Origin of the sequence: Sphingomonas sp. PvP018, from assembly GCF_017876865.1 — a bacterium.
GTDB classification, from domain to species: Bacteria; Pseudomonadota; Alphaproteobacteria; order Sphingomonadales; family Sphingomonadaceae; genus Sphingomonas; species Sphingomonas aerolata.
On sequence record NZ_JAGIOU010000001.1, the window covers coordinates 1,227,672 to 1,249,720 of the forward strand.

Sequence of the window (22,049 nt, forward strand, 5' to 3'; positions counted from 1 at the left end):
TCGCGTCGTCCGTCCTGTTGGCTCGGATCCGCGGCACACTCCCCCGGCGACCGGCGCGTTGCCCGCACCAGCTCGTTATCGTTCGTCCCTGCGTTTTGTTATGGCCGCATGACACCCCAATTGAATCGATCGCGCAAGCAGTTTTTGTCCTGTTTCGCGCGCGTCCCGGTGCTATTGTTACGCGTAAGGAGATTGCGGTATTCCAATCCATCGCTCCGCCGCCGCGCGGTGCCGGTCCGTCCATCATGCACGGCGCAGGCCGGGGCAATCGGCAGAGCCCGCGGCAACCCGCACCCGCCATCCCGCGTTAAGCCCGCGCACATGATCAAGGTCGCCAGCTATAATATCCACAAGGGCATCGGTCTCGACCGCCGCCGGAACCCCGAACGCGTGGTCGAGGTGCTGCGCGAGATCGACGCCGACGTCATCGCGCTGCAGGAGGCGGATCGGCGGTTCGGCACGCGCGCCTGCGTGCTGCCCTATCACCTGCTCGAGGAGCATAGCGACTGGAAGCCGATCCCCGTCAGCCTCAACGCGCTCAGCATGGGGTGGCACGGCAATGTCGTGCTGGTGCGCAAGTCCGCGGTGATCGTCGACAGCGAGGCGATCCACCTCCCCTCGCTCGAGCCGCGCGGCGCGGTGATGGCGGACGTGCGGACCGCGGGCGGGATGATCCGTGTCGTCGGCATGCATCTCGACCTGTCGGGGCTGTGGCGACGGCGTCAGGCGGCGGCGGTGCTCGCGCATGTCGACGCCTGTGCGACCCGACACCCTACCGTGCTGATGGGCGACCTCAACGAATGGAGCGCGGGCTCGGGCTGTCTGCGCGACTTCGGACGCGATTTCGCCTTTGCCGACACCGGCGCGAGCTTCCATTCGCGCCGTGCGATTGCCAGGCTCGACCGGATCATGGCGTCGCGCGACCTGCGCATCGCCAGCTGCGGCGTGCACAGCAGCGCCGCCGCGCGCAAGGCGTCGGATCATCTGCCGATCTGGGCGACGCTGGAACCCGCATGATCCGGACCGGCGCCGTCAGCTATCATCATTGCCCTGTCGGGGGCTGAGCGGGTGCGCGAGAAGGAACTCCGCCTCGCTCTGGTCTGCTATGGCGGGATCAGCCTGGCCGTCTACATGCACGGCATCACCAAGGAGATCTGGCATCTCGTCCGCGCCAGCCACGGCCATCATGCCGGTGGCGACCGCGGGACCGGCAGCCCGGCGGTCTACCGCGACCTGCTCGACGAGATCGAGGCGCAGGGCGCGCTCAAGGTCCGCGTGCTCGCCGACATCATCGCCGGCGCCAGCGCGGGCGGGATCAACGGCATCTTCCTTGCCCAGGCGATCGCGACCGGGCAGAGCCTCGATCCGCTCACCGATCTCTGGCTGAGCTCGGCCGATGTCGAGGCGCTGATCGATCCCCATGCCGCGCCGCATTCGCGCTTCTCGAAGGCCTGGGCCCTGCCGCTCGCCTGGATGGCGGCGGGGCGCAGCGCGGACAAGGTCCAGACGCTCGACGACACGACGCGCGAGGAGGTGAAGGCCAAGCTGTCGCATTTCGTTCGCTCGCGCTGGTTCGAGCCCCCGTTCGGCGGTGCGACCTTCACCGGGCTGCTGCTCGACGCGTTCGACGCGATGGCCGCCAGCGAGCGCGGGCCGCGGCTGTTGCCGCCGGGCCAGCCGCTCGACCTGTTCGTGACGGTGACCGATTTCACCGGCCATCCCGAACGGCTCAAACTCAATTCGCCCCCCGAGGTGGTCGAGACCGAGCACCGCGTCGTCGTCGACTTTTCCGATCACGGCACGCCGACCGACAGCCTGGCGGGCATCCCCGAACTCGCCTTTGCCGCACGCGCGACCTCGAGCTTTCCGGGTGCGTTCCCACCGTTCATGGTCGCCGAGCTCGACGGCGTGCTCGCCGATCGCAAGACGTCCTGGGCGTCGCGCGATGCTTTCCTCAAGCGCATCCTGCCCCGCCAGTCGGCGACCAACGGCGCGGATCAGGTCGTGCTGATCGACGGGTCGGTGCTCGCCAATGCGCCGTTCCGCCCCGCGATCGACGCGCTGAAGGAACGCCCGGCGCGCCGCCAGATCGACCGCCGCTTCGTCTATATCGATCCGTCGCCGGGGATGAAGTTCCGCCTCCCGCCACAGAACGGCACGCCGGGCTTCTTCCAGACGATCATCGGCGCGATCAGCGAATTGCCGCGCCAGCAGCCGATCCGCGACAATCTCGACGCGATCGCCGCGCGCTCGGCGCAGATCGACCGGATGCGCGCGATCATCGATGCGATCCGCCCCGATGTCGAGGCGGAGGTCGAGCAGCTGTTCGGGCACACGCTGTTCCTCAACAGCCCGACCGCGGCGCGGCTCGCCAACTGGCGTGCGCGTGCGCAAAAGGCCGCGGCGAGCAGCGCGGGTTATGGCTATGCCGCCTATGGCCATCTGAAGGTCGCAGGCGTGGTCGAGACGCTGACCTCGCTGCTGTTCCACGCCGGCGGCGAACCCGGGCCGCAGCGCTGGGACCGGATCCGCGCGGCGATCGCGACCGCGGTGACGCAGAGCGGCGCCGAGGAGATCGGCGCGGCGCATGGCGGCGGCGCGAGCCCCGCGACGATCGCGTTCCTGCGACGCTTCGATCTCGGCTTCCGGATCCGCCGGCTGCGCCTGATGGCACGCCGTCTGACGGTGCTCGAGGCCGAGGTCGAGGAGGTCGCACTCGCGCCGATCCGCGATGCGATCTACGCGTCGCTGTCGGACTATCTCGAATGCCAGCGGACCGATGCGCATGCCGCGCTGCGCCGCGAGGTCCGCACGCTGCGCGACGACGCGATGCCGCTGCTCGACGCGCTCGCCGCCTCGCTCGACCTCAACCGCCGCGACGCCGAGACCGATGTACGGCTCGCGGAGGCGTTCGTCGCGCTCGACCGGCCGGTGCGCCGCTCGATGCTGCTCGCCTATCTCGGATTCCCCTATTTCGACACCGCGACGCTGCCGCTGCTGCAGGGTGAAGGACTCGACGAATTCGATCCCATCAAGGTCGACCGGATCGCCCCCGACGACGCGGTCGCGATTCGCTCGGGCGGCGCGGAGGCGACGCTTAAAGGGATCCAGTTCAACAGCTTCGGCGCGTTCTTCAGCCGTGCCTACCGTGAGAACGACTATCTCTGGGGCCGGCTGCACGGTGCGGAACGGATGATCGACATCACCGTCTCGACGCTGCCCCCGTCGGTGCGGATGAAGCCCGGCCGTGTCGCCGCGATCAAGCGCGCCGCGTTCCTCGCCATCCTCGACGAGGAGGAGGAACGGCTGACCGCAGTGCCTGGCTTGTTCGCGGATCTGCGCCGCGAGATCGGTTGAAACGCACCGTCCGTGACCACCGGCCCGGTCCGGAACAGGGTTAAGTTGGCGCAAGGCTGGCCAAAAGCGGACGGCGGCTTTACCCCCGGGCGGATGCAAGGGGATAAGTCATGCAGTTCCTGAAGATCCTGTTCTGGTGCCTGCTGGCGTTCATCGCCGCAGTCTTCACCATCGCCAACTGGGCGACCGTGCCGATCCGGCTCTGGGGCGGCCTGATCGCCGACGTGAATCTGCCGATGCTGTTGCTGGTCACGTTCCTGATCGGGTTCCTGCCGACCTTGCTCTACAATCTCGCGATGCGCTGGCGCCTGCGTCAGCGGCTCGCGACTGCGGAGCGGACGATCCTCGACCTCCGCGCCGCGCATGCCGTGCCGCCGGTGGGCTACCCTACCCCGTCCTATCCGACTCCGTCCTACCCTGAGGAACCGGCCGTCGCGTCCGCCATCCCGCCCGCCGCCGCGCCGACCGCGGTCCCGCCGGGAGTCGCATGATGAGCAGCCCGATCTATGTCGCGATCGACACCCCCGATCTGGCCCGCGCCAAGGCGATCGCCGGGCGCGTCCGCCACCATGTCGGCGGGATCAAGCTCGGCCTCGAATTCTTCTGCGCGCACGGCCAGCCCGGCGTGCATGCGATGGCCGAGTTCGACCTGCCGATCTTCCTCGATCTCAAGCTGCACGACATTCCCAATACCGTCGCCAAGGCGGTGCAGGCGCTCGGCGGGCTCGCCCCCGCGATCCTGACCGTTCATGCCAGCGGCGGTCGCGCGATGCTCGAGGATGCAAAGGCCGCCGCGCCGGTCGGGACCAAGGTCGTCGCGGTGACGATGCTCACCAGCCTCGATGCCGCCGATCTTTCCGCCACCGGGATCACCGGCAGCGCGCATGACCATGTTGCACGGCTGACCGAACTCGCGCGCGACTCCGGGGTGGACGGCATCGTCTGCTCGGGCGCCGAAGTCGCCGCGGCCAAAGCGATCTGGCCCAAGGGGTTCTTCGTCGTGCCCGGTGTCCGCCTGCCCGACGGCCATGTCGGCGATCAGAAGCGCGTCGTCACCCCGCGCGCGGCCCTCGACGCCGGCGCCTCGATCCTCGTGGTCGGTCGCCCGATTACCCAGGCCGAAGACCCCGACACCGCCGCCCGCGCGATCGCCGCGACGCTCTGACCCCCACCGTCCACCGTCATCCCGACGTGCTACCCCCGTCATCCTGACGGAGAATGTGGGAATGCACAGGCCGCCGGGATCTAAGGAACACCATGACTACCGCCAAGATCTGCGGCCTTTCGACCCCCGCCACGCTCGACGCCGCGATCCGGCACGGGGCGAGCCATGTCGGCTTCGTCTTCTTCCCCGCCTCGCCGCGCCACGTGACCTTCGACAAGGCCGCCGAACTCGCCGCGCGCGTGCCGGGCCATGTCGCCAAGGTCGGCGTGTTCGTCGATCCCGAGGACGAGATGCTCGAACAGGCGATCGCATCCGCGGCGCTCGACGTGCTGCAGCTCCACAAGGTCACCCCCGCACGCGCCGCCGCGATCCGCGCGCGGTTCGGGATCGAGTTGTGGGTCGCCGTGGCGGTGCGCACGCGCGGCGATCTCGACGGTGCGCATGCGTTCGTCGGTGTCGCCGACCGTATCCTCTACGACGCGAAAACCCCCGATTCGGCCGCGCTGCCCGGCGGGATGGGGCTGCGCTTCGACTGGGACCTGCTAGACGGGTTCCGGCATCCGCTGCGCTGGGCGCTGTCGGGCGGGCTCGACCCGGCGAATGTCGCCGAGGCGATCCGGCGGACCGGCGCCGAGCTGGTCGACGTGTCGTCGGGGGTGGAGAGCGAACCCGGCACGAAGGACGAAGCCAGGATCGCGGCGTTTCTGAAGGCGGTCGCTGCGCTCTAGCACCACCCCGGCGAAGGCCGGGGCCCAGCTGGGGACGGTCCATTGCCAGGTCCTGCCCGTCGCCACGACCTTCCCGACTGGACCCCGGCCTTCGCCGGGGTGGTGCGTATCGGAAACGCTAGGGGTGACAGCGTTTTCCGAAATGCTAAAGCGCTCCGCATGAACGCTCCCAATTCCTACCGCGCCCAGCCCGACGAACGCGGCCATTTCGGCGATTTCGGCGGCCGTTACGTCGCCGAGACGCTGATGCCGCTCGTCCTCGAACTCGACGAGGCGTATCGCGCCGCCAAGGCCGACCCTGCGTTCAAGGCGCAGTTCGACGACCTGCTCGAACATTATGTCGGCCGCCCGAGTCCGCTCTACTACGCCGAGCGCCTGACCGAGGCGCTGCGCGAATCCGCAGAACCCGGCATGGGTGCGCAGATCTGGTTCAAGCGCGACGAGCTGAACCACACCGGCGCGCACAAGATCAACAACTGCATCGGCCAGATCCTGCTCGCGATCCGGATGGGCAAGACGCGGATCATCGCCGAGACCGGCGCGGGCCAGCACGGCGTCGCGACCGCGACCGTCTGCGCGCGCTTCGGCCTCCCTTGCGTGATCTACATGGGCGCTAAGGACGTCGAGCGTCAGGCGCCCAACGTGTTCCGCATGAAGCTGCTCGGCGCCGAGGTCCGCCCCGTCACCAGCGGCGCGCACACGCTGAAGGACGCGATGAACGAGGGGATGCGCGACTGGGTCGCGAACGTCCACGACACCTTCTACATCATCGGCACCGCGGCTGGCCCGCACCCCTATCCCGAGATGGTCCGCGATTTTCAGAGCGTGATCGGCACCGAGGCGCGCGCGCAGATGCTCGACCGCGTCGGCCGCCTGCCCGACCTGCTCGTCGCCGCGATCGGTGGCGGATCGAACGCGATCGGGCTGTTCCACCCGTTCCTCGACGATGCCGATGTCGCGATGCTCGGCGTCGAGGCGGCGGGCCACGGGCTCGACAAGCAGCATGCGGCAAGCCTCGCGGGCGGCTTCCCCGGCGTGCTCCACGGCAACAAGACCTATCTGCTGCAGGACGAGGACGGCCAGATCACCGAGGCGCATTCGATCTCGGCGGGGCTCGACTATCCGGGCATCGGCCCCGAGCATGCCTGGCTGCGCGACATCGGCCGCGTCGACTATGACAGCGCGACCGATCAGGAAGCGCTCGACGCGTTCCAGCTGCTCTGCCGGACCGAGGGCATCATCCCCGCGCTCGAACCATCGCATGCCATCGCCACAGTGACCAAGAAGGCGCGCACGATGCGGCAGGACCAGATCATCCTGGCGAACCTGTGCGGCCGCGGCGACAAGGACATCTTCACCGTGGCCGAAGCACTCGGGGTGGCGATTTGAGCCGCCTCGCCGCCACCTTCGCGCGCACCGCAGCCGAGAACCGCGCCGCGCTCGTCGCGTTCGTCACCGCGGGCGATCCCTCGACCGCCGCGACGCCGGCGATCCTCGACGCGCTCGTCGCGGGCGGCGCGGATGCGGTCGAGCTCGGCATGCCGTTCACCGATCCGATGGCCGACGGTCCCGCGATTCAGGCCGCCAACATCCGCAGCCTCGCACAGGGGACGCGCACCGCGGACATCCTCGCGATCGCCACCGCCTTCCGCGCGCGCCATCCCGAGACGCCGCTGGTGCTGATGGGCTACGGCAACCCGATGCTGCGGCGCGGCGCGGACTGGTTCGCGCAGGCCGCCGCGGCTGCGGGCGTCGACGGCGTGATCTGCGTCGATGTGCCACCCGAGGAGGATGATGCGCTCGGGCCCCAGCTGCGCGCCGCCGGTATCGACCTGATCCGCCTCGCCACCCCGACCACCGACGCGGCCCGGCTGCCGACCGTGCTCGATGGCGCGAGCGGGTTCCTCTATTACGTCTCGGTCGCGGGCATCACCGGGCTGCAACAGGCACAGCAATCCTCGATCGAGGACGCGGTCGCGCGGCTGAAATCGCAGACCGACATCCCGGTCGCGGTCGGCTTCGGCATCCGCACCCCCGAACAGGCGGCGAACGTCGCGCGCGTCGCCGACGGCGTCGTGGTCGGCTCGGCGATCGTCGAGCTGGTCGCGCAGCACGGCACCGCTGCGGCCGAGCCCGTCCGCGCCTATATCAAGTCCCTTGCCGACGCCGTCGCTTCGGCCCGAAAGGAAATTCGCATGGAGATCGGCGCATGAGCTGGCTCAACAGCGTCCGCAACGTCCTGCCGTTCGTCGCCAAGCGCGAGACGCCCGAAAATCTCTGGCACAAGTGCAAGGGCTGCGGGCAGATGGTCTTCACCAAGGAGCTGGAGGAAAATCTCCACGTCTGCCCGAAATGCGACCATCACGACCGCATCGGGCCGAAGATTCGGTTCGCACAGCTATTCGACGAAGGCAGCTGCAGCGAGCTGCCCGCGCCGCCGGTGCCCGAGGATCCGCTCAAGTTCCGCGACCAGAAGCGCTATACCGATCGCCTCAAGGCGGCACGGACCGACAACAGCGAGCGTGACGCGCTCGTCAATGCCCGCGGCGCGATCGACGGCCACCGCGTCGTCGTCGGCGTGCAGGATTTCGGCTTCATGGGCGGATCGATGGGGCTCGCGGTCGGCGAAGCCTTCGTCCGCGGCGTCGAGGCCGCGATCGAGGATCGCGTCCCCTATGTGATCTTCACCGCCAGCGGCGGCGCACGCATGCAGGAGGGTATCCTCAGCCTGATGCAGATGCCGCGCAGCACCGTTGCGATCCAGATGCTCCACGATGCCGGGCTGCCCTATATCGTCGTGCTGACCGATCCGACGTCGGGCGGCGTGATGGCGGCTTATGCGATGCTCGGCGACGTCCAGATCGCCGAGCCCAAGGCGACGCTGGCCTTCACCGGCCGTCGCGTGATCGAGAGCACGATCCGCGAGAAGCTGCCCGAGGATTTCCAGACGTCGGAATATTATCTCGAACACGGGATGATCGACATGGTCGTCCACCGGAAAGACCTGCGCGAACAGCTCGGCACCGTCATCGGCTATCTGAGCGCCCGCGAAGCGGCGTAACCTACCCCCCTCTCCCCTCGGGGGAGAGGGTCGGGGTGAGGGGCAGCCCAGCACTGCTGCGCCCGGAACCGCCCCTCACCCCAAGCCCTCTCCCCGAGGGGAGAGGGAGTTAGAAGAATGCCCGACCACGCCACCTCCTCCTCCCCCGCCGTCCAGGCGCAACTCGACCGGCTGACGGCGCTGTCGCCCGGCGCCGACATCCTCGGCCTCGAGCGCATCACCGCGTTGCTGGCGCGGCTCGGCGATCCGCATCTGGCGCTGCCGCCGGTCTTCCATGTCGCCGGGACCAACGGCAAGGGATCGACCTGCGCGTTCCTGCGCGCCGCGATCGAGGCGGCGGGGCTCGACGTCCATGTCTATTCGAGCCCGCACCTCGTCCGCTTCAACGAACGCATCCGTCTCGCCGGCCGGCTGATCGACGACGATGCGCTCGCCGCGCTGCTGTCCGAGGTGCTCGACCACGCCTCGGACCTGCAGGCGAGCTTCTTCGAGGTCACTACCGCCGCCGCCTTCCTCGCCTTCGCGCGGACGCCCGCCGCGGCGACGATCGTCGAGGTCGGGCTGGGCGGCCGGCTCGATGCGACCAACGTCATCCCGAACCCCGTCGCTACCGGCATCGCCGCGCTCGGGATCGACCATCAGGCGTTTCTCGGCGACACGCTGCTGGCGATCGCGGGCGAGAAGGCGGGCATCGCCAAGCGCGGCGTGCCGCTGGTGACGATGGACTATGCCCGCCCGCTGCGCGCGCGGATCGCCGGAATCGCCGGGGCGGCGGGCGCCCCCGTCCTCGCGCGCGGCACCGCCTGGACGAGCGGGACGACGCGCACGGCGATGCGCTACACCGATGCGGACGGCACGCTCGTCACCAACCGCCCGCGGCTGGTCGGCCTGCACCAGTCGCGCAACCTCGCGCTGGCGATCGCGATGCTGCGGCACCAGTCGGCGCTCGCCATCCCCGACGCGGCGATGCGCGCCGCCGCGGACGCCGCGCACTGGCCCGCGCGGATGCAGCGCCTGTCCGACGGCCCGCTCCACGCACGGTTGCCCGCGGGCAGCGACCTGTGGCTCGACGGCGCGCACAATCCCAATGCCGCACAGCCGGTCGCGCGCGTGCTGCGGACGCTGGCGGCAGGGCGTCCCGCGACGCTCGTGCTCGGCATGCTCGCGAACAAGGATGCCGACGCGGTGCTCGACATTCTCGGCCCGCAGGTCGGCCACGTCGTTGCGCTTCCCGTCCCGGGTCATGCGCACCACGCGCCGGACGCGCTGGCGGCGATCGCTCGCCGCGCCGGGTGCAGCGCAGAGACCGCCGCGACCCCCGCCGAGGCGCTCGACCGCATCGCCGCGCAGGGTGACGCACCGCAGTTCGTGCTGATCGCCGGTTCGCTCTATCTCGCGGGCGAAGTGCTCGCCGGGAACGACGAGCTGCCGCACTGATCCCTTATTGCTATTGACTATCAATAACGAACAGGCGACCTTGGTCTTGTAACCACGGAGTCGCGTATATGACCGATGCCAATCGCTTTGCCGGCACGACGCTTGCCAGCATGACGACGGTGCTGCCGCATCCGCTGCCGCCCTGCGAGAATGCGCGGATCGCGCTGTTCGCGATGCGGCGGATGGGCGCGAACGGGCTTGGCGACGCACGTGCCGCGCACACGCTGTTCACCGCCTTCGGGCAGGGATTTCGCCGGCCGCTGATCCTGATGCGCGCGCTGATGGCCGATCTCGCGGGCAGCGCCGCGGGGACGATCGCGATCGCGCCGTGCTGCTGCGCGCGGATGACGCCCGCGGAGGCGGCGTTGCTGTCGATCCTCGCGCGGGTCGAAACCGCGCCCGACACCGCGCGGCTGCTGATGACCGACCTGCTCGGCGTCCGCCGTGTCGACGGCGTCCTCACCAGCGCCGCCGCAGTCGCCGCCGCCTTCGCGGACGAGGGGCGCCCGGTTACGGGCTGAGCCGGGTCACGCGCCGGGGTCAGTCCGCCCCGGCCGCGATCGCCGGGTCGCGCCGCACGCTTTCGACGACGAACCCCTGACGCCACAGGATCCACAGCAGCACGAGCCCTGGCACCGCGACGACCATCGTCAGCATCCAGAAGCCGGGCCAGCCCAGCGCGTTGGCGGCATAGCCCGCGGGTGCCGCCAGCCACGTCCGCCCGACCGCCGCGAACGACGACAGCAGCGCGAACTGAGTCGCGGTATAGGCAAGGTTGGATAGGCCCGAGAGATAGGTGACGAACACCGTCAGCCCGATCCCGCTCGTCACCTGCTCGGTCGCGACCGCGATCGTCAGCCAGGTGTTCGAATGCCCGTGCCAGGCGAGGATGACGAACATGAAGTTGCTGAGCATCATCAGCATGCCCGACACGAACAGCGCGCGGCCGAGGCCCAGCCACGCCATGAACGGCGCGCCCAGCGCGGTCCCGACGATCAGCCCCCAGAACCCGACCAGCTTGTTGATCGCGATGAATTCGGTGTCGCTGAACCCCAGTTCGACGATCATCGGGTTCAGCATGCCCTGCCCCATCGCATCGCCCAGCTTGTAGATCAGCACGAACAGCAGGATCAGCACCGCGCCGCGACGCTGGAAGAACTCGCGGAACGGCCCGATGATCGTATCCTCGAGCCAGCGCCCGCGCGACGCCTCATCCTGTGATGCCAGCACCCGGTCATGCAGTCCGCGCCCCGCCCAGAGCGCCGCGAGCGCGCCGGGAATGACGCAGAACGCGGTCAGCCCATAGCCCATCGCCCAGCCCAGCCCGAGCCCTTCGGACGAGGCGATCGCGATCGTGCCGACCCCTGCCGCCAGATTGCCGAGCCGGTAGCCGAACTGGTTGTTCGCGGTCCCGTGCGGCAATTCGTCTTCGGGCAGGATCTCGATCCGGTAGGCGTCGATCACGATATCCTGAGTCGCGCCGAGGAACGCGGTCACGATCGCCCAGAAGGCGAACACCCCGAGATGATCCTGCGGCGCGCTGAACCCCAGCATCCAGACCGAGCCGAACAGCAGCGCCTGGACGAAGAACAGCCACGCGCGACGCTGTCCGACCCAGGCCGTCAGCACCGGGATCTGGAACCGGTCGATGAACGGCGCCCAGAGAAATTTCAGCGTGTACGGGGTCGTCAGGCCGATCGCGAAGCCGATCGTCTTCTTGTCGATCCCGACCTTCGACAGCCAATAGCCCATCGTCCCCAGCAACAGCGCGAGCGGAAAGCCGCTCGATATCCCGAGCAGCAGCGCCGCGATCGGCCGGGGCCGCAGATAGGGGGCCATGGTGGCGAGCAGGGATCGACGCGGAACGGCTGTGCTGGACATGGCGCGACCATAGCGGGCTGCCGACGCGAGGGAAGGCGGAAGACGTCGCCGCTTCGCCTTGGTCGCGACGAAGCTAAACGGGCGCCGTCAGACGGGCGCGCTGAACAGTCGCAGGCCCGAGGGCAGCTTCTTCGGTTCGCTCCCCGCCATCCGCGCCTCGATCGCCGCGATCGCGGCGAGCAGGTCGCGCTGCGAATAGGGTTTGGACAGGCAGCCCGCGGCCAGCGTCGTCGCCTCGACCGGGCAATTGCCCGTGACGAACAGCACCGGCACACCGCGCTCCAGCGCAGCCCGCGCCACGTCGAGCCCCGATCCGTCGCTCAAACTGACATCGGCCAGGATGAGGTCAATCGCAGACTCGCTTTCGATCACCGCCAGTGCATCGCTGACCCGGTCGACCGTCGCGACCACGGTGAATTTCGATTCGGTCAGGAAATATTCGGTGTCGAACGCGACCAGCGGTTCGTCCTCAACAACCAGCAAGCGGATGATCAGCCGCTTCTTCTTTGCGAACAGCATCGACATCACGCCCCTTCGCGCAACGAATGGTCGTTACGCCCATGCGACATAACGCACCGCACCACGAAGGGTCGCAAATATTTTCGCGCTGCACCCCGATCCATAGTATCAGCCGCGCCATGACGACTTCAAAAGACGATAACCCGACTGCCAGCCCGTCGAACGACGCGCCTGCAACAGCCCCCGCAGCCCCCATCAAGGGCGACCGCATCGCCAAACTGCTCGCCCGCGCGGGCGTCGCGTCGCGCCGCGACATCGAGCGCATGATCGCCGAGGGGCGCGTCGCGCTTAACGGCACCTCGCTCGACACGCCCGCGACGATCCTGCGCAACCTTTCCGGCGTCACCGTCGACGGCGATCCGGTCGAGGCGCCCAGCGCGGCACGGCTGTTCCTCTACCACAAGCCGACCGGGCTGCTCGTCACCGAGCGTGACCCTGCTGGCCGGACGACGATCTACGACCGCCTGCCGCGCGAACTGCCGCGACTCGTTCCCGTCGGCCGGCTCGATCTCAACACCGAGGGGCTGTTGCTGATGACCACCGACGGTGGTCTCAAGCGCCAGCTCGAACTCCCCGCGACCGGCGTCGAGCGCGCCTATCGCGCGCGCGCCTATGGCAACATCACCCAGCCGCAGCTCGAGGAGCTGATCGAGGGGATCGAGATCGAGGGCGTCCGCTACGGCTCGATCAACGCCAATATCGAACGCCGCACCGGCGCGAACGTCTGGATCGAGATGATCCTGACCGAGGGCAAGAACCGCGAAGTCCGCCGCGTGCTCGAACATCTGGGTCTCCAGGTCTCGCGCCTGATCCGCACCCGCTACGGCCCGTTCGTGCTCGGCGACCTCGCCCCCGGCCAGATCGGCGAAGTGCTCCAGCACGACGTCGTCGCCTTCCAGAAGGAGCTCGCGCGCGGCAAGCCCGAGGGCCCCGGGGCGCGTCCGAACATCGGCATCAGCGCCAGTGCCGGCGCGGGTGCGGGGATCGGCGCCAAGTCGCCCCAGCGCGGCGCCAATGCGCCCCGCCCCGCCCCCTCGGCCCGGCCCGCGACCGCGGCACCGCGCCAGCCCGCGCGCAGCCCCTATGCGGCGCCGGCCAGCTCGGGCTTCTCAAGCGGCGCAGCACCGGTCGATCGTGCCGCCCGGCCCGCCCGCCCGGCCCGGCCCGAGCGCATCCGCCCGACCGCGGCGATGGTCCGCGGCGACGTCACCGACCCCTGGGCCAAGCCCGATGCACGCGGCGGCAATCGTGCGGCCGCGACGCATCACGCCCAGCCGACCGGCGCCGGCACCGGTCGCCCGACCTATCGCCAGGAGCGCGCGGACCGCGGCGAGGAGCTGAGCACCAGCCCCAAGATCAAGCATTTCCGCGCCGCCAAGCCGCCCCGCGACCGCGCCGCGCCGACCCGCGTCGGCGGCGGGGGCAGCGCCGGCACGACAGCCCCGCGCCGTCCCGACTCGCCCCAGCGCCAGGACCAGCAACGCGGCTTCCGCCCCCAGACGGACGACTCCCGCGCGCGGACCGGTCTCGACAAGCGTGCCGCGCGCAGTGCCGCCGGTCGCCCCGGCGCGGATCCCCGCCCGCCACGCGACGCGGCACCGCGCCCCGAACGCGGCAGCCGTCCGCCCGCGCCCGGCAAGGGACCATCAGGGGGGCGCGGTCACCCGCCCCGCGCACCACGCGGAGGTAAACGCTGATGCGGATCATCGCAGGCCAGTATCGCGGTCGCCAGATTGTCGCGCCCAAGGGTGACGCGACCCGCCCGACCGCCGATCGCATGCGCGAGGCGCTGTTCTCGATGCTGACCAGCCGGGTCGGCAGTTTCGAAGGGCTCGCGGTTGCCGATCTCTTCGCGGGCTCGGGTGCGCTCGGGATCGAGGCCTTGTCGCGCGGTGCGGGATCGTGCCTGTTCGTCGAACAGGACAAGCCCGCGCTCGATGCGCTGAAGGCCAATCTCGCCAAGCTCGGCATTCGCGGCGACGTCCGCGCGACCTCGGTGATGGCGATGGGCCCCGCGCCCGCGCCGCTCGACATCATCCTGATGGATCCGCCCTATGACACCGGGGCAGGCCTCGTCGCGCTCGACAAGCTCGCCCGGCTCGGCTGGACCAGCCCGGCGACGTGGATCAGCCTCGAGACCGCGAAGGCGGAGGTCGTCCAACTGCCGGGCTTCGAGGTCGACGCCACGCGCGTCCACGGCAAGGCGCGGCTGACGCTGCTGCGCCCCGCCTGACGTTCCCCGCCTGACGTGACGGTCTCCCGCGCAAGCGGGAGACCCCGTCCTAGGCGGCGGCGCGGCGCCCGACGATCAGCAGCCCGCCAAGGCTCAGCACCCCCGCGGCCATCAGATACACCCCGACCAGCCCCAGCCCGCGCGGCGCCAGCGCCTCCGCCACGATCGGCGCGAGCGCCCCGCCGAGCACGCCGCCAAGGTTGAACGTCATCGACACGCCGGTATAGCGCACGCCCGCCGGAAACAGGCTCGGCAGCCACCCGCCGAGCGGGCCATAGGCGAACCCCATCACGAACAGCGCGCCCGACAGCCAGAGCGACACCGTGACCAGCGATCCCGACCCCAGCATCGGCCCCATCAGCGCCCCGACGACGATGCAGCCCGCAAACCCGATGCCGAGCATCCGCGCCGCCGAATAGCGATCCGCCAGCACGCTCGCGAGGATCACCCCCGCCGCGAGGAACCAGATCGCGACCAGCTCGACGCCGAGGAACGCCTCGCGCGAATAGCCGAGCGTCTTGGTGCCGTAGCCGAGCGCGAACGCGGTCGCGAGATAGAAGAGCGCGAAACACGCGATCACCCCGAACGTCCCCGCCAGCGTCGCGCGCAAATGCCGCGTCAGCAACTCGGCGATCGGCACGCGCGGGATCGCCTCGGTCTTCTCCGCTTCCAGAAACGCGGGCGTCTCGGTCAGCTTCAGCCGCACCCACAGCCCCAGCCCGACCAGCACCGCGCTGACCAGGAACGGGATCCGCCAGCCCCAGGCGAGGAACTGCGCCTCGTCGAGGACCAGACCGATGATCAGGAACAGCCCGTTGGCGGCGAGAAACCCGACCGGCGCGCCGAGCGGCGGGAACATCCCGAACGTGTTGCGGCGGTGCGGCGGCGCATTCTCGACCGCGAGCAGCGCGGCGCCACCCCATTCGCCGCCCAGCCCCAGCCCCTGCCCCAGCCGCATCAGGCAGAGCAGCGCTGGCGCCCACCAGCCGACCTGCGCATAGGTCGGCAGGAACGCGATCGCGACGGTCGATCCGCCCATCAGCAGCAGCGACGCGACCAGGGTCGACTTGCGCCCGACCCGGTCGCCGAAATGCCCGAACAGCACCGCGCCCACCGGTCGTGCGACGAACGCCAGCCCGAACGTCGCATAGCTCAGCAGCAGCTGCGCCGACGCCGACTGGCCCGCGAAGAACAGCGGCCCGAACACGAGCGCCGCCGCGGTCGCGTAGATGTAGAAGTCGTAGAATTCGACCGCGGTGCCGACCAGGCTGGCGGCGAGGATGCGGCGGCTGGACCTAAGCGTGCTCATGCCGCGTGCATCGCCGCCCGCCGCCGCCCCGTCAATCGTGCGCTCGGCTTTAGCGCCCCAAGGCGTGCGCCACCCCGAGCAGCATCCAGTACAGCCCGCCCGACAACAGCATCGCGACCGGCAGCGTCATGATCCACGCCAGCCCCATGTTCACCAGCGTCCGCCGCTGCAGCCCGCCGCCATTGGCGACGCTCGCGCCCGCAACGCCCGACGACAGGATATGCGTCGTCGACACGGGCAGGCCGAACCGGTCCGCCATCAGGATCGTCGCCGCCGCGACCAGCTCCGCCGACGCACCCATGCCATAGGTCAGATGCGACTTGCCGATCCGTTCGCCGACGGTGACGACGATCCGCTTCCACCCGACCATCGTGCCGAGCCCGAGCGCGAGCGCGACCGTGACCTTCACCCAGATCGGGATGTAGCGCGTCCCCTGCTCCAGCCCGCCGCCATAGGTTTTAAGCTCCGTGATCTCCTGCGCGGTAAAGCGCGCCTGCGCGGTCTTGTCCGCCGCGACCAGCTTGGTGGTGTCGAGCACGAGGTACATGTCGTTGCGCAGGTTCGATGTCGCCGCAGCGGGCACCTTGCCGAGCGAGCCATAGCCCTCGATCCGGCGGGTGACGTCGTTCGACAGCGTGGCGAGCGCGCCATAGACGACGGGCTCGGCGACCTGCTTGGATTTCAGCGCGGTGGTGACGCGCGCGCGGGCGGCCTCGACCGTCGAAGGCGTGCCGTCGGCATGTGCGGCATAGGCCGACGACGCCGCGCGGGCGCTCTGGACGAATGCCGGCGTCGCGCTTTCGGGCATCGTCCGGTTCAGCGCATAGGCGGTCGGCGCGCAGCCGATCAGGATGAGCATGATCAGCCCCATCCCCTTCTGGCCGTCATTGCTGCCATGCGCGAAGCTGACCGCGGTGCAGGTGCCGATCAGCAGCGCACGGATCCCGCGCGGCGGCGGCGTATCGCTCTCGGGCGCCTCGTACAGCTTGCGATCGCGCAGGAAGCGCTTCATCACCAGCAGCATCAGCAGCGCACCGACAAAGCCGACCACCGGGCTGAACGCGAGCGCGGAGAGCACCTTGGTCACCTGCGCCATGTCGACGCCCGACGTACCGTCCGCGCCGCCGTTGATCAGCTGGTTGGCGAGCCCGACGCCGAGGATCGAGCCGATCAGCGCATGGCTCGACGAATTGGGCAGCCCGACCGCCCAAGTTGCGAGGTTCCACAGGATCGCCGCGAGCAGCAGTGCGAAGATCATCGCGAAACCGCCCGCGCTGCCGACGTTGAGGATCAGGTCGACCGGCAGCAGCGTGATGATCGAATAGGCCACCGCGCCCGACGACGTCATCACACCGACGAAATTGAAGAATCCCGACCAGACGACCGCGAGCGGCGCGGGCATCGAATGCGTGTAGATGACCGTCGCGACCGCATTGGCGGTGTCGTGGAAGCCGTTGACGAATTCGAACCCGAGCGCGATCAGCAGCGCGAGCCCGAGGAACGCGAACGCACCGACCGCGAGCGTCTCGCCGACCTGCGCGGTATCGGTGGCGATGCTGAACCCCGCATAGGCCAGCCCCCCCAGCAATATTGCCAGAAAGATCCAGCGCCCGGCCGGATGCAGATCATGATCGAGCCGCGGTCCGCTGCGCGGTGCGCGGTCGATCGCGTCGACCGTTAATGGGGAAGTAGCCATGATCGCGCAGTCGGCCCTAACGATTACAACTTTATGACAACGCGATGCATCGCCGCGCGGCGATACCAGAATGACACAGTGACGAACCCCGCGCAGCGCGCGACCGCCCATGATCCTCCCCCGCCGGGGGGCAGGCACAGCCTGACGGCGGGGGAGGACCGCCGCGCCTTTGACAGAGCGGTCCTCCTTCAATCGCGCATCGGATCGAGCGCGAAGACGCTACCCCGTCACCGCCCCGCGAGGCTTGCCAGCTGAGTCCCGTTGCGCGTCAGCAACGCGGCGGTCTGGACCGTGGCGTCCTGCATCATTTCCGCGCGGCACCGGCGCGACTCGGCAAAGGCATTCAGCCCGGCGGTCCGCGGGGCGCAGGTCCGGTTGACCGCCGACTGCACGCGACGCGCAAGCACGCGCCGGCCGGCGTCGCTGGCCAGGTCGAGCCCGGCATGCGAGACACGGATCGTGACGGGGTCGCGCACCGGATCGGCGGCAGCGCCGGTCGCAAAAAGGCACGCGGAAGCGATCGCCGCCGAAGCGACGCTGTGGAGGATCTTCATGATGACGTCCTTTGCTGGTCCTGCGTTCCGCAGGCACGCCGGCCTGCGCGCGACTATGGCTGACCGTCGGGAGGACCGTCTCTGCGCGGCCTCTCCGACGAAGACCCTCGTCGCTGCGCACGCCCTACGCCCCGATCGTTACGCGCCCGCGACGGTTTGGCGACGGTTCGTCGGACGCCCCGCGATTTCGATCACCCCGCACCTGGTTGCAACCGAACGCGCGCTCACATCCCCGGATAGCGCGCGAATTCGGGCAGGCTCGCCAGGTCCGCCATCCACGCCAGCCGCTCCGCGACCTGGATATGCGCGCCCGGTGCGACCGACTCGGGATCGTCGAGCGTGCACGACTGGATGTCGATGATCCCCGGCAGCGCGACCGGGTTGGTGTAGAACAGGCCCGTCCCGCACGTTCCGCAGAACAGCCGCCGCCCGTGCTCGGACGACGCATAGGTCACCGGATCGCCCGAAATCGTCACCTGCTCGGTCCTGAACGCGATCCAGCCGACCATCGGCGCGCCTGCGCTGCGGCGGCAATCCTCACAGTGGCACAGCGCGTGATGCGCCGCCTCGCCCGTCGCGACATAGTGGATCGCTCCGCAGTGGCATCGTCCCGACAACATGCACGCCTCCTGTTGATATTCTCGGTTTGTTCCACACATCGCTGCGTCGTGCAAGCCTTAGCCGCTTGCCCGATCGCGCCCCGTTCCCTACCTGTTCACCGGTGAACCAGATCGCCCATCCGTCCGACGCAAACCGCCAGCCGCCCTATCTCCGCGGCCTCAACGATCCCCAGCGCGAGGCGGTGCTGACCACCGACGGCCCGGTGCTGATCATCGCCGGCGCGGGCACCGGCAAGACCGCGGCGCTGACCGCGCGACTCGCCCACCTGATCTTCACCAAGAAGGCGTGGCCGTCGGAGATCCTCTCGGTCACCTTCACCAACAAGGCCGCGCGCGAGATGCGCGAGCGGGTCGGCCGCCTCGTCGGCGACGCGGTCGAGGGGATGCCGTGGCTCGGCACCTTCCACGCGATCGCCGCCAAGATGCTGCGCCGCCATGCCGAACTCGTCGGGCTGCAGTCCAACTTCACGATTCTCGATACCGACGACCAGCTGCGGTTGCTCAAACAGCTCATCCTCGCCGCCGATATCGACGAGAAGCGTTTCCCGACGCGCAGCCTCGCCGGGCTGATCGACCAGTGGAAGAACAAGGGCCTCGTCCCCGCCGATATCGATGCGGGCGAGAGCGAGCGTTACGCCAATGGCCGCGGCGGCGAACTCTACGAGCAATATCAGACCCGGCTGCGCGCGCTCAACGCCTGCGATTTTGGCGACCTGCTGCTTCACATGCTCGTCATCCTGAAGACGCACCGCGACGTGCTGGCGCAGTATCAGCAGCGCTTCAAATACATCATGGTCGACGAGTATCAGGACACCAACTCGTCGCAATATCTCTGGCTCCGGCTGCTCGCGCAGGAGCGCAAGAACATCGCCTGTGTCGGCGACGACGACCAGTCGATCTATTCGTGGCGCGGCGCGCAGGTCGAGAACATCCTGAAGTTCGAACGCGATTTTCCCGGCGCGAAGGTCATCCGCCTCGAACAGAATTACCGCAGCACGCCGCACATCCTCGGCGCCGCCTCGGGCGTGATCGCCAACAATGGCGGCCGCCTAGGCAAGCAGCTCTGGACCGAGCTCGACGTCGGCGAGAAGGTGAAGGTCATCGGCGTCTGGGACGGCCCCGAGGAAGCGCGCCGCGTCGGCGAGGAAATCGAGAGCGTCCGTCGCACGGGCAAGAGCCTCGACGAAGTCGCGATCCTCGTCCGCGCGCAGCACCAGACGCGCGAGTTCGAGGACCGCTTCATCGCGATCGGCATGCCGTACAAGATCGTCGGCGGCTTCCGCTTCTACGAACGCGCCGAGATCCGCGACGCGCTCGCCTATCTCCGCGTCGTCAACCAGCCCGCGGACGACCTCGCCTTCGAACGCATCGTCAACGTCCCCAAGCGCGGCCTCGGCGACAAGGCGGTCGCGCGCATTCACCAGCTCGCGCGCGCCACCGGCACCCCGCTCACGACGGCCGCCGCCCGCATCCTCGACACCGACGAGCTGACCGGGGCCGCGAAGAAGTCGCTCGGCCGCCTCGTCGGCGACATCGCGCGCTGGCGCGACATGGCGACCAGCCTGCCCCACGCCGAACTCGCACGGCAGCTGCTCGACGAGAGCGGCTACACCGCGATGTACCAGGCCGAGAAATCGGTCGAGGCCACGGGCCGGCTCGAGAATCTGAGCGAACTCGTCCGCGCGATGGAGGAGTATGATTCGCTCGGCGCATTCCTCGAACATGTCTCGCTCGTCATGGACAATGAGGGCGGCGCGCAGGATCCGCAGGTCACGATCATGACGATCCACGCCGCCAAGGGCCTCGAATACGACACCGTCTTCTGCGTCGGCTGGGAGGAAGGGCTGTTCCCCTCGCAGCGCTCGCTCGACGAGGGCGGCGTCAAGAGTCTCGAGGAGGAACGTCGCCTCGCCTATGTCGCGATCACCCGCGCGCGTCGCCTCGCCGTCATTCTCCACGCCGCCAATCGCCGCATCTACGGCCAGTGGAATTCGTCGATCCCCTCCCGCTTCGTCGCCGAACTGCCCGACGAGCATACCGACACCGAGACGACGATGTCGGGCGGCGCGAGCCTGTGGCAGGCGAACTGGTCCGACCGCGCCGATCCGTTCGCCGACGTCGCACGCGGCACCGGCCGCGGCCCCGGCTGGCAGCGCGCCGCTACCCCCGGCGGCGGCTTCTCGACCAAACCCGCCCGCGTCGTCGAAAGCCGGTCCAGCGCGATCAGCCTCGGCAACAAGGGCCGCGACGACCTGTCGCTCGGCCAGCGGGTGTTCCACCAGAAGTTCGGCTATGGCGCGATCGCCGAGATCGAGGGCAACAAGCTGGAGATCGACTTCGAACAGGCCGGCCGCAAGCGCGTCATGGACAGCTTCGTCACGATCGCGCCGTAGGACGACCGGTCGGCGCCAACCTGTACGGGAGCCGACAACCCCGTTCAGGAACGATGCCGAACCAGGATCGTATCGTCCGTCCAGCCCGATCTCGGGCAAGAGGACACGTCATGAAGTTTACGAATCTCATCGCCGCCGGGCTCGCCTTCGCCACGCTCGGCCTCGGCGTGGCCGCGCCCGCCGAAGCCCAGCGCGATCGGGGCCATAGCCAGCAGTATCGCGACAACGACCACCGCGGTGATCACCGCGCCGATCGTCGCGACTATCGCCGCAACGACCATCGCGGCCGCCACGACGGCCGCCGCTTCCGTGGCCGCGACAATGATCGTCGCAACTGGAACAACAATCGCCGCTGCCGCACCGAATGGCGCAACCATCGTCGCGTCCAGATCTGTCGTTGACGAAAGCCGGGTGGCGGCGCGATGTCGCCACCCGTTACCGGACACCCCCCCGGACACCCAACCGTGAAAGGATTTCGATCATGAAGCGTTCTCTCGGCCTCGCGACGATGATCGCCGCGACCTGCCTGTCGGCCGCCGCCCCCGCCGTCGCGCAGACCAGTGCCGACAACGCCCGTTTCGCCGCCGCCCAGGCGCGCCTCGACAGCGAGTTGCAGATCTTCCGCGAGGAATTCGATCGCTACCAGTCGCTGCGCGGCAATCGTGGCGGCAGCTATGTTCCGCCGGCACCGCAGGGCGTCTATCGCCAGGCGCCCGACCGGTATGAGGGCGGCTATCCCGACGAGCGCGACGAGGGCAATTACGACCCGGCCCGCGACTATCGCGTCGGCCCGAATTATCAGGAGCGCACCCTGTCCGCCAACGACCGCGTCTATGCGGGGCAGGACGGCCGCTATTACTGCAAGCGCAACGACGGCACGACCGGGCTGATCATCGGCGCGGCGGGTGGCGGCATCCTCGGCAACGTGATCGACGGCGGCCGCTCGCGGATCGTCGGTTCGCTGCTCGGCGCGGCCGCGGGTGGCCTCGCCGGCCGCGCGGTCGAGCAGAACAACAGCCAGATCCGCTGCCGCTGAGCGCGTGCGGCGAACGGGCGTCCATTACGCCCGCCGCCGTTCACGCCCCCTCCCCCAAAC

21 protein-coding genes are annotated in these 22,049 nt (G+C 69.2%); 15 read left to right on the forward strand and 6 right to left on the reverse strand.

The annotated features are described in order from the left end of the window. Nucleotides 1-321 precede the first annotated feature (321 nt). From J3A66_RS05070 to J3A66_RS05115, 10 genes are all read left to right on the forward strand, one after another. On the forward strand, nucleotides 322-1,017 hold the full coding sequence (locus tag J3A66_RS05070; protein WP_056680547.1) for an endonuclease/exonuclease/phosphatase family protein: 696 nt from the start codon (nucleotides 322-324) through the stop codon (nucleotides 1,015-1,017). A gap of 51 nt (nucleotides 1,018-1,068) precedes the next feature. After that, entirely contained in the window at nucleotides 1,069-3,357 is a 2,289-nt protein-coding gene (locus tag J3A66_RS05075) for a patatin-like protein (protein WP_209567596.1), read from the forward strand. A gap of 110 nt (nucleotides 3,358-3,467) precedes the next feature. Continuing rightward, nucleotides 3,468-3,848 (forward strand): LapA family protein, encoded by a 381-nt coding sequence (locus J3A66_RS05080; protein ID WP_042467388.1) that lies wholly within the window; start codon nucleotides 3,468-3,470, stop codon nucleotides 3,846-3,848. Beyond that, complete coding sequence (gene pyrF / locus J3A66_RS05085; protein WP_209567597.1) at nucleotides 3,848-4,522, forward strand: orotidine-5'-phosphate decarboxylase; 675 nt, start codon at nucleotides 3,848-3,850, stop codon at nucleotides 4,520-4,522. Before J3A66_RS05080 ends, pyrF begins: the two co-directional genes overlap by 1 nt. A 92-nt stretch (nucleotides 4,523-4,614) precedes the next feature. After that, nucleotides 4,615-5,250 (forward strand): phosphoribosylanthranilate isomerase, encoded by a 636-nt coding sequence (locus J3A66_RS05090; RefSeq protein ID WP_159511045.1) that lies wholly within the window; start codon nucleotides 4,615-4,617, stop codon nucleotides 5,248-5,250. 159 nt (nucleotides 5,251-5,409) lie between these two features. Continuing rightward, complete coding sequence (trpB, locus tag J3A66_RS05095) at nucleotides 5,410-6,639, forward strand: tryptophan synthase subunit beta (protein WP_031441224.1); 1,230 nt, start codon at nucleotides 5,410-5,412, stop codon at nucleotides 6,637-6,639. Then, nucleotides 6,636-7,463, forward strand: a complete 828-nt coding sequence (gene trpA / locus J3A66_RS05100; protein WP_209567600.1) for a tryptophan synthase subunit alpha — start codon at nucleotides 6,636-6,638, stop codon at nucleotides 7,461-7,463. Before trpB ends, trpA begins: the two co-directional genes overlap by 4 nt. Then, nucleotides 7,460-8,311, forward strand: a complete 852-nt coding sequence (gene accD / locus J3A66_RS05105) for an acetyl-CoA carboxylase, carboxyltransferase subunit beta (RefSeq protein WP_031395022.1) — start codon at nucleotides 7,460-7,462, stop codon at nucleotides 8,309-8,311. Before trpA ends, accD begins: the two co-directional genes overlap by 4 nt. Nucleotides 8,312-8,428: 117 nt before the next feature. Then, nucleotides 8,429-9,748, forward strand: a complete 1,320-nt coding sequence (locus tag J3A66_RS05110) for a bifunctional folylpolyglutamate synthase/dihydrofolate synthase (protein WP_209567602.1) — start codon at nucleotides 8,429-8,431, stop codon at nucleotides 9,746-9,748. Between the two features lie 68 nt (nucleotides 9,749-9,816). Next, a complete protein-coding gene (locus tag J3A66_RS05115) occupies nucleotides 9,817-10,269 on the forward strand; it encodes a DUF6628 family protein (protein ID WP_056680526.1) in 453 nt (150 codons plus the stop codon). Nucleotides 10,270-10,288: 19 nt separating this feature from the next. Here J3A66_RS05115 and J3A66_RS05120 read toward each other — a convergent pair whose 3' ends face one another. Both J3A66_RS05120 and J3A66_RS05125 read right to left on the reverse strand, forming a co-directional pair. Then, nucleotides 10,289-11,629: an MFS transporter gene (locus J3A66_RS05120; protein ID WP_209567604.1), complete on the reverse strand. Its 1,341-nt coding sequence runs from the start codon at nucleotides 11,627-11,629 to the stop codon at nucleotides 10,289-10,291. A gap of 87 nt (nucleotides 11,630-11,716) precedes the next feature. Then, nucleotides 11,717-12,148 carry a response regulator gene (locus J3A66_RS05125; protein ID WP_031395459.1) on the reverse strand — a complete coding sequence of 144 codons (432 nt, stop codon included), beginning with the start codon at nucleotides 12,146-12,148 and terminating at the stop codon, nucleotides 11,717-11,719. A 119-nt stretch (nucleotides 12,149-12,267) separates the two neighbouring features. Between J3A66_RS05125 and J3A66_RS05130 the strand changes: the two genes are divergently transcribed. Further along, complete coding sequence (locus tag J3A66_RS05130; protein ID WP_209567605.1) at nucleotides 12,268-13,845, forward strand: pseudouridine synthase; 1,578 nt, start codon at nucleotides 12,268-12,270, stop codon at nucleotides 13,843-13,845. Next, complete coding sequence (gene rsmD / locus J3A66_RS05135; RefSeq protein ID WP_037530705.1) at nucleotides 13,845-14,381, forward strand: 16S rRNA (guanine(966)-N(2))-methyltransferase RsmD; 537 nt, start codon at nucleotides 13,845-13,847, stop codon at nucleotides 14,379-14,381. Before J3A66_RS05130 ends, rsmD begins: the two co-directional genes overlap by 1 nt. Before the next feature lie 49 nt (nucleotides 14,382-14,430). Here rsmD and J3A66_RS05140 read toward each other — a convergent pair whose 3' ends face one another. The 4 genes from J3A66_RS05140 to J3A66_RS05155 all read right to left on the reverse strand — a co-directional run bounded on the left by J3A66_RS05140 (nucleotide 14,431) and on the right by J3A66_RS05155 (nucleotide 18,560). Continuing rightward, nucleotides 14,431-15,690, reverse strand: coding sequence for an MFS transporter (locus J3A66_RS05140; protein ID WP_107045145.1), 1,260 nt, complete (start codon nucleotides 15,688-15,690; stop codon nucleotides 14,431-14,433). 49 nt (nucleotides 15,691-15,739) lie between these two features. After that, on the reverse strand, nucleotides 15,740-17,386 hold the full coding sequence (locus J3A66_RS05145; RefSeq protein WP_107932497.1) for an inorganic phosphate transporter: 1,647 nt from the start codon (nucleotides 17,384-17,386) through the stop codon (nucleotides 15,740-15,742). A gap of 227 nt (nucleotides 17,387-17,613) precedes the next feature. Then, the gene (locus J3A66_RS05150; RefSeq protein WP_107932495.1) at nucleotides 17,614-17,940 is read right to left on the reverse strand and encodes a UrcA family protein; all 327 of its coding nucleotides are present in this window, start codon (nucleotides 17,938-17,940) and stop codon (nucleotides 17,614-17,616) included. 224 nt (nucleotides 17,941-18,164) lie between these two features. Then, a complete protein-coding gene (locus tag J3A66_RS05155) occupies nucleotides 18,165-18,560 on the reverse strand; it encodes a GFA family protein (RefSeq protein ID WP_209567607.1) in 396 nt (131 codons plus the stop codon). Nucleotides 18,561-18,670: 110 nt separating this feature from the next. Here J3A66_RS05155 and J3A66_RS05160 point away from each other — a divergent pair, with 110 nt between their 5' ends. From J3A66_RS05160 to J3A66_RS05170, 3 genes are all read left to right on the forward strand, one after another. Further along, entirely contained in the window at nucleotides 18,671-20,953 is a 2,283-nt protein-coding gene (locus J3A66_RS05160) for a UvrD-helicase domain-containing protein (RefSeq protein ID WP_056680943.1), read from the forward strand. A 110-nt stretch (nucleotides 20,954-21,063) separates the two neighbouring features. Next, nucleotides 21,064-21,354: a hypothetical protein gene (locus J3A66_RS05165; RefSeq protein WP_107045143.1), complete on the forward strand. Its 291-nt coding sequence runs from the start codon at nucleotides 21,064-21,066 to the stop codon at nucleotides 21,352-21,354. 80 nt (nucleotides 21,355-21,434) lie between these two features. Then, on the forward strand, nucleotides 21,435-21,989 hold the full coding sequence (locus J3A66_RS05170) for a glycine zipper 2TM domain-containing protein (RefSeq protein ID WP_192070048.1): 555 nt from the start codon (nucleotides 21,435-21,437) through the stop codon (nucleotides 21,987-21,989). The last annotated feature ends 60 nt before the right edge of the window (nucleotides 21,990-22,049 follow it).

Bases quoted from the DNA above. Each gene is read 5' to 3' on its own strand.
- J3A66_RS05070 (WP_056680547.1), top strand. From the start codon at position 322: ATGATCAAGGTCGCCAGCTATAATATCCACAAGGGCATCGGTCTCGAC.
- J3A66_RS05080 (WP_042467388.1), top strand. From the start codon at position 3,468: ATGCAGTTCCTGAAGATCCTGTTCTGGTGCCTGCTGGCGTTCATCGCC.
- pyrF (WP_209567597.1), top strand. From the start codon at position 3,848: ATGAGCAGCCCGATCTATGTCGCGATCGACACCCCCGATCTGGCCCGC.
- J3A66_RS05090 (WP_159511045.1), top strand. From the start codon at position 4,615: ATGACTACCGCCAAGATCTGCGGCCTTTCGACCCCCGCCACGCTCGAC.
- trpB (WP_031441224.1), top strand. From the start codon at position 5,410: ATGAACGCTCCCAATTCCTACCGCGCCCAGCCCGACGAACGCGGCCAT.
- accD (WP_031395022.1), top strand. From the start codon at position 7,460: ATGAGCTGGCTCAACAGCGTCCGCAACGTCCTGCCGTTCGTCGCCAAG.
- J3A66_RS05110 (WP_209567602.1), top strand. From the start codon at position 8,429: ATGCCCGACCACGCCACCTCCTCCTCCCCCGCCGTCCAGGCGCAACTC.
- J3A66_RS05115 (WP_056680526.1), top strand. From the start codon at position 9,817: ATGACCGATGCCAATCGCTTTGCCGGCACGACGCTTGCCAGCATGACG.
- J3A66_RS05120 (WP_209567604.1), bottom strand. From the start codon at position 11,629: ATGTCCAGCACAGCCGTTCCGCGTCGATCCCTGCTCGCCACCATGGCC.
- J3A66_RS05125 (WP_031395459.1), bottom strand. From the start codon at position 12,148: ATGCTGTTCGCAAAGAAGAAGCGGCTGATCATCCGCTTGCTGGTTGTT.
- J3A66_RS05130 (WP_209567605.1), top strand. From the start codon at position 12,268: ATGACGACTTCAAAAGACGATAACCCGACTGCCAGCCCGTCGAACGAC.
- rsmD (WP_037530705.1), top strand. From the start codon at position 13,845: ATGCGGATCATCGCAGGCCAGTATCGCGGTCGCCAGATTGTCGCGCCC.
- J3A66_RS05140 (WP_107045145.1), bottom strand. From the start codon at position 15,690: ATGAGCACGCTTAGGTCCAGCCGCCGCATCCTCGCCGCCAGCCTGGTC.
- J3A66_RS05145 (WP_107932497.1), bottom strand. From the start codon at position 17,386: ATGGCTACTTCCCCATTAACGGTCGACGCGATCGACCGCGCACCGCGC.
- J3A66_RS05150 (WP_107932495.1), bottom strand. From the start codon at position 17,940: ATGAAGATCCTCCACAGCGTCGCTTCGGCGGCGATCGCTTCCGCGTGC.
- J3A66_RS05155 (WP_209567607.1), bottom strand. From the start codon at position 18,560: ATGTTGTCGGGACGATGCCACTGCGGAGCGATCCACTATGTCGCGACG.
- J3A66_RS05165 (WP_107045143.1), top strand. From the start codon at position 21,064: ATGAAGTTTACGAATCTCATCGCCGCCGGGCTCGCCTTCGCCACGCTC.
- J3A66_RS05170 (WP_192070048.1), top strand. From the start codon at position 21,435: ATGAAGCGTTCTCTCGGCCTCGCGACGATGATCGCCGCGACCTGCCTG.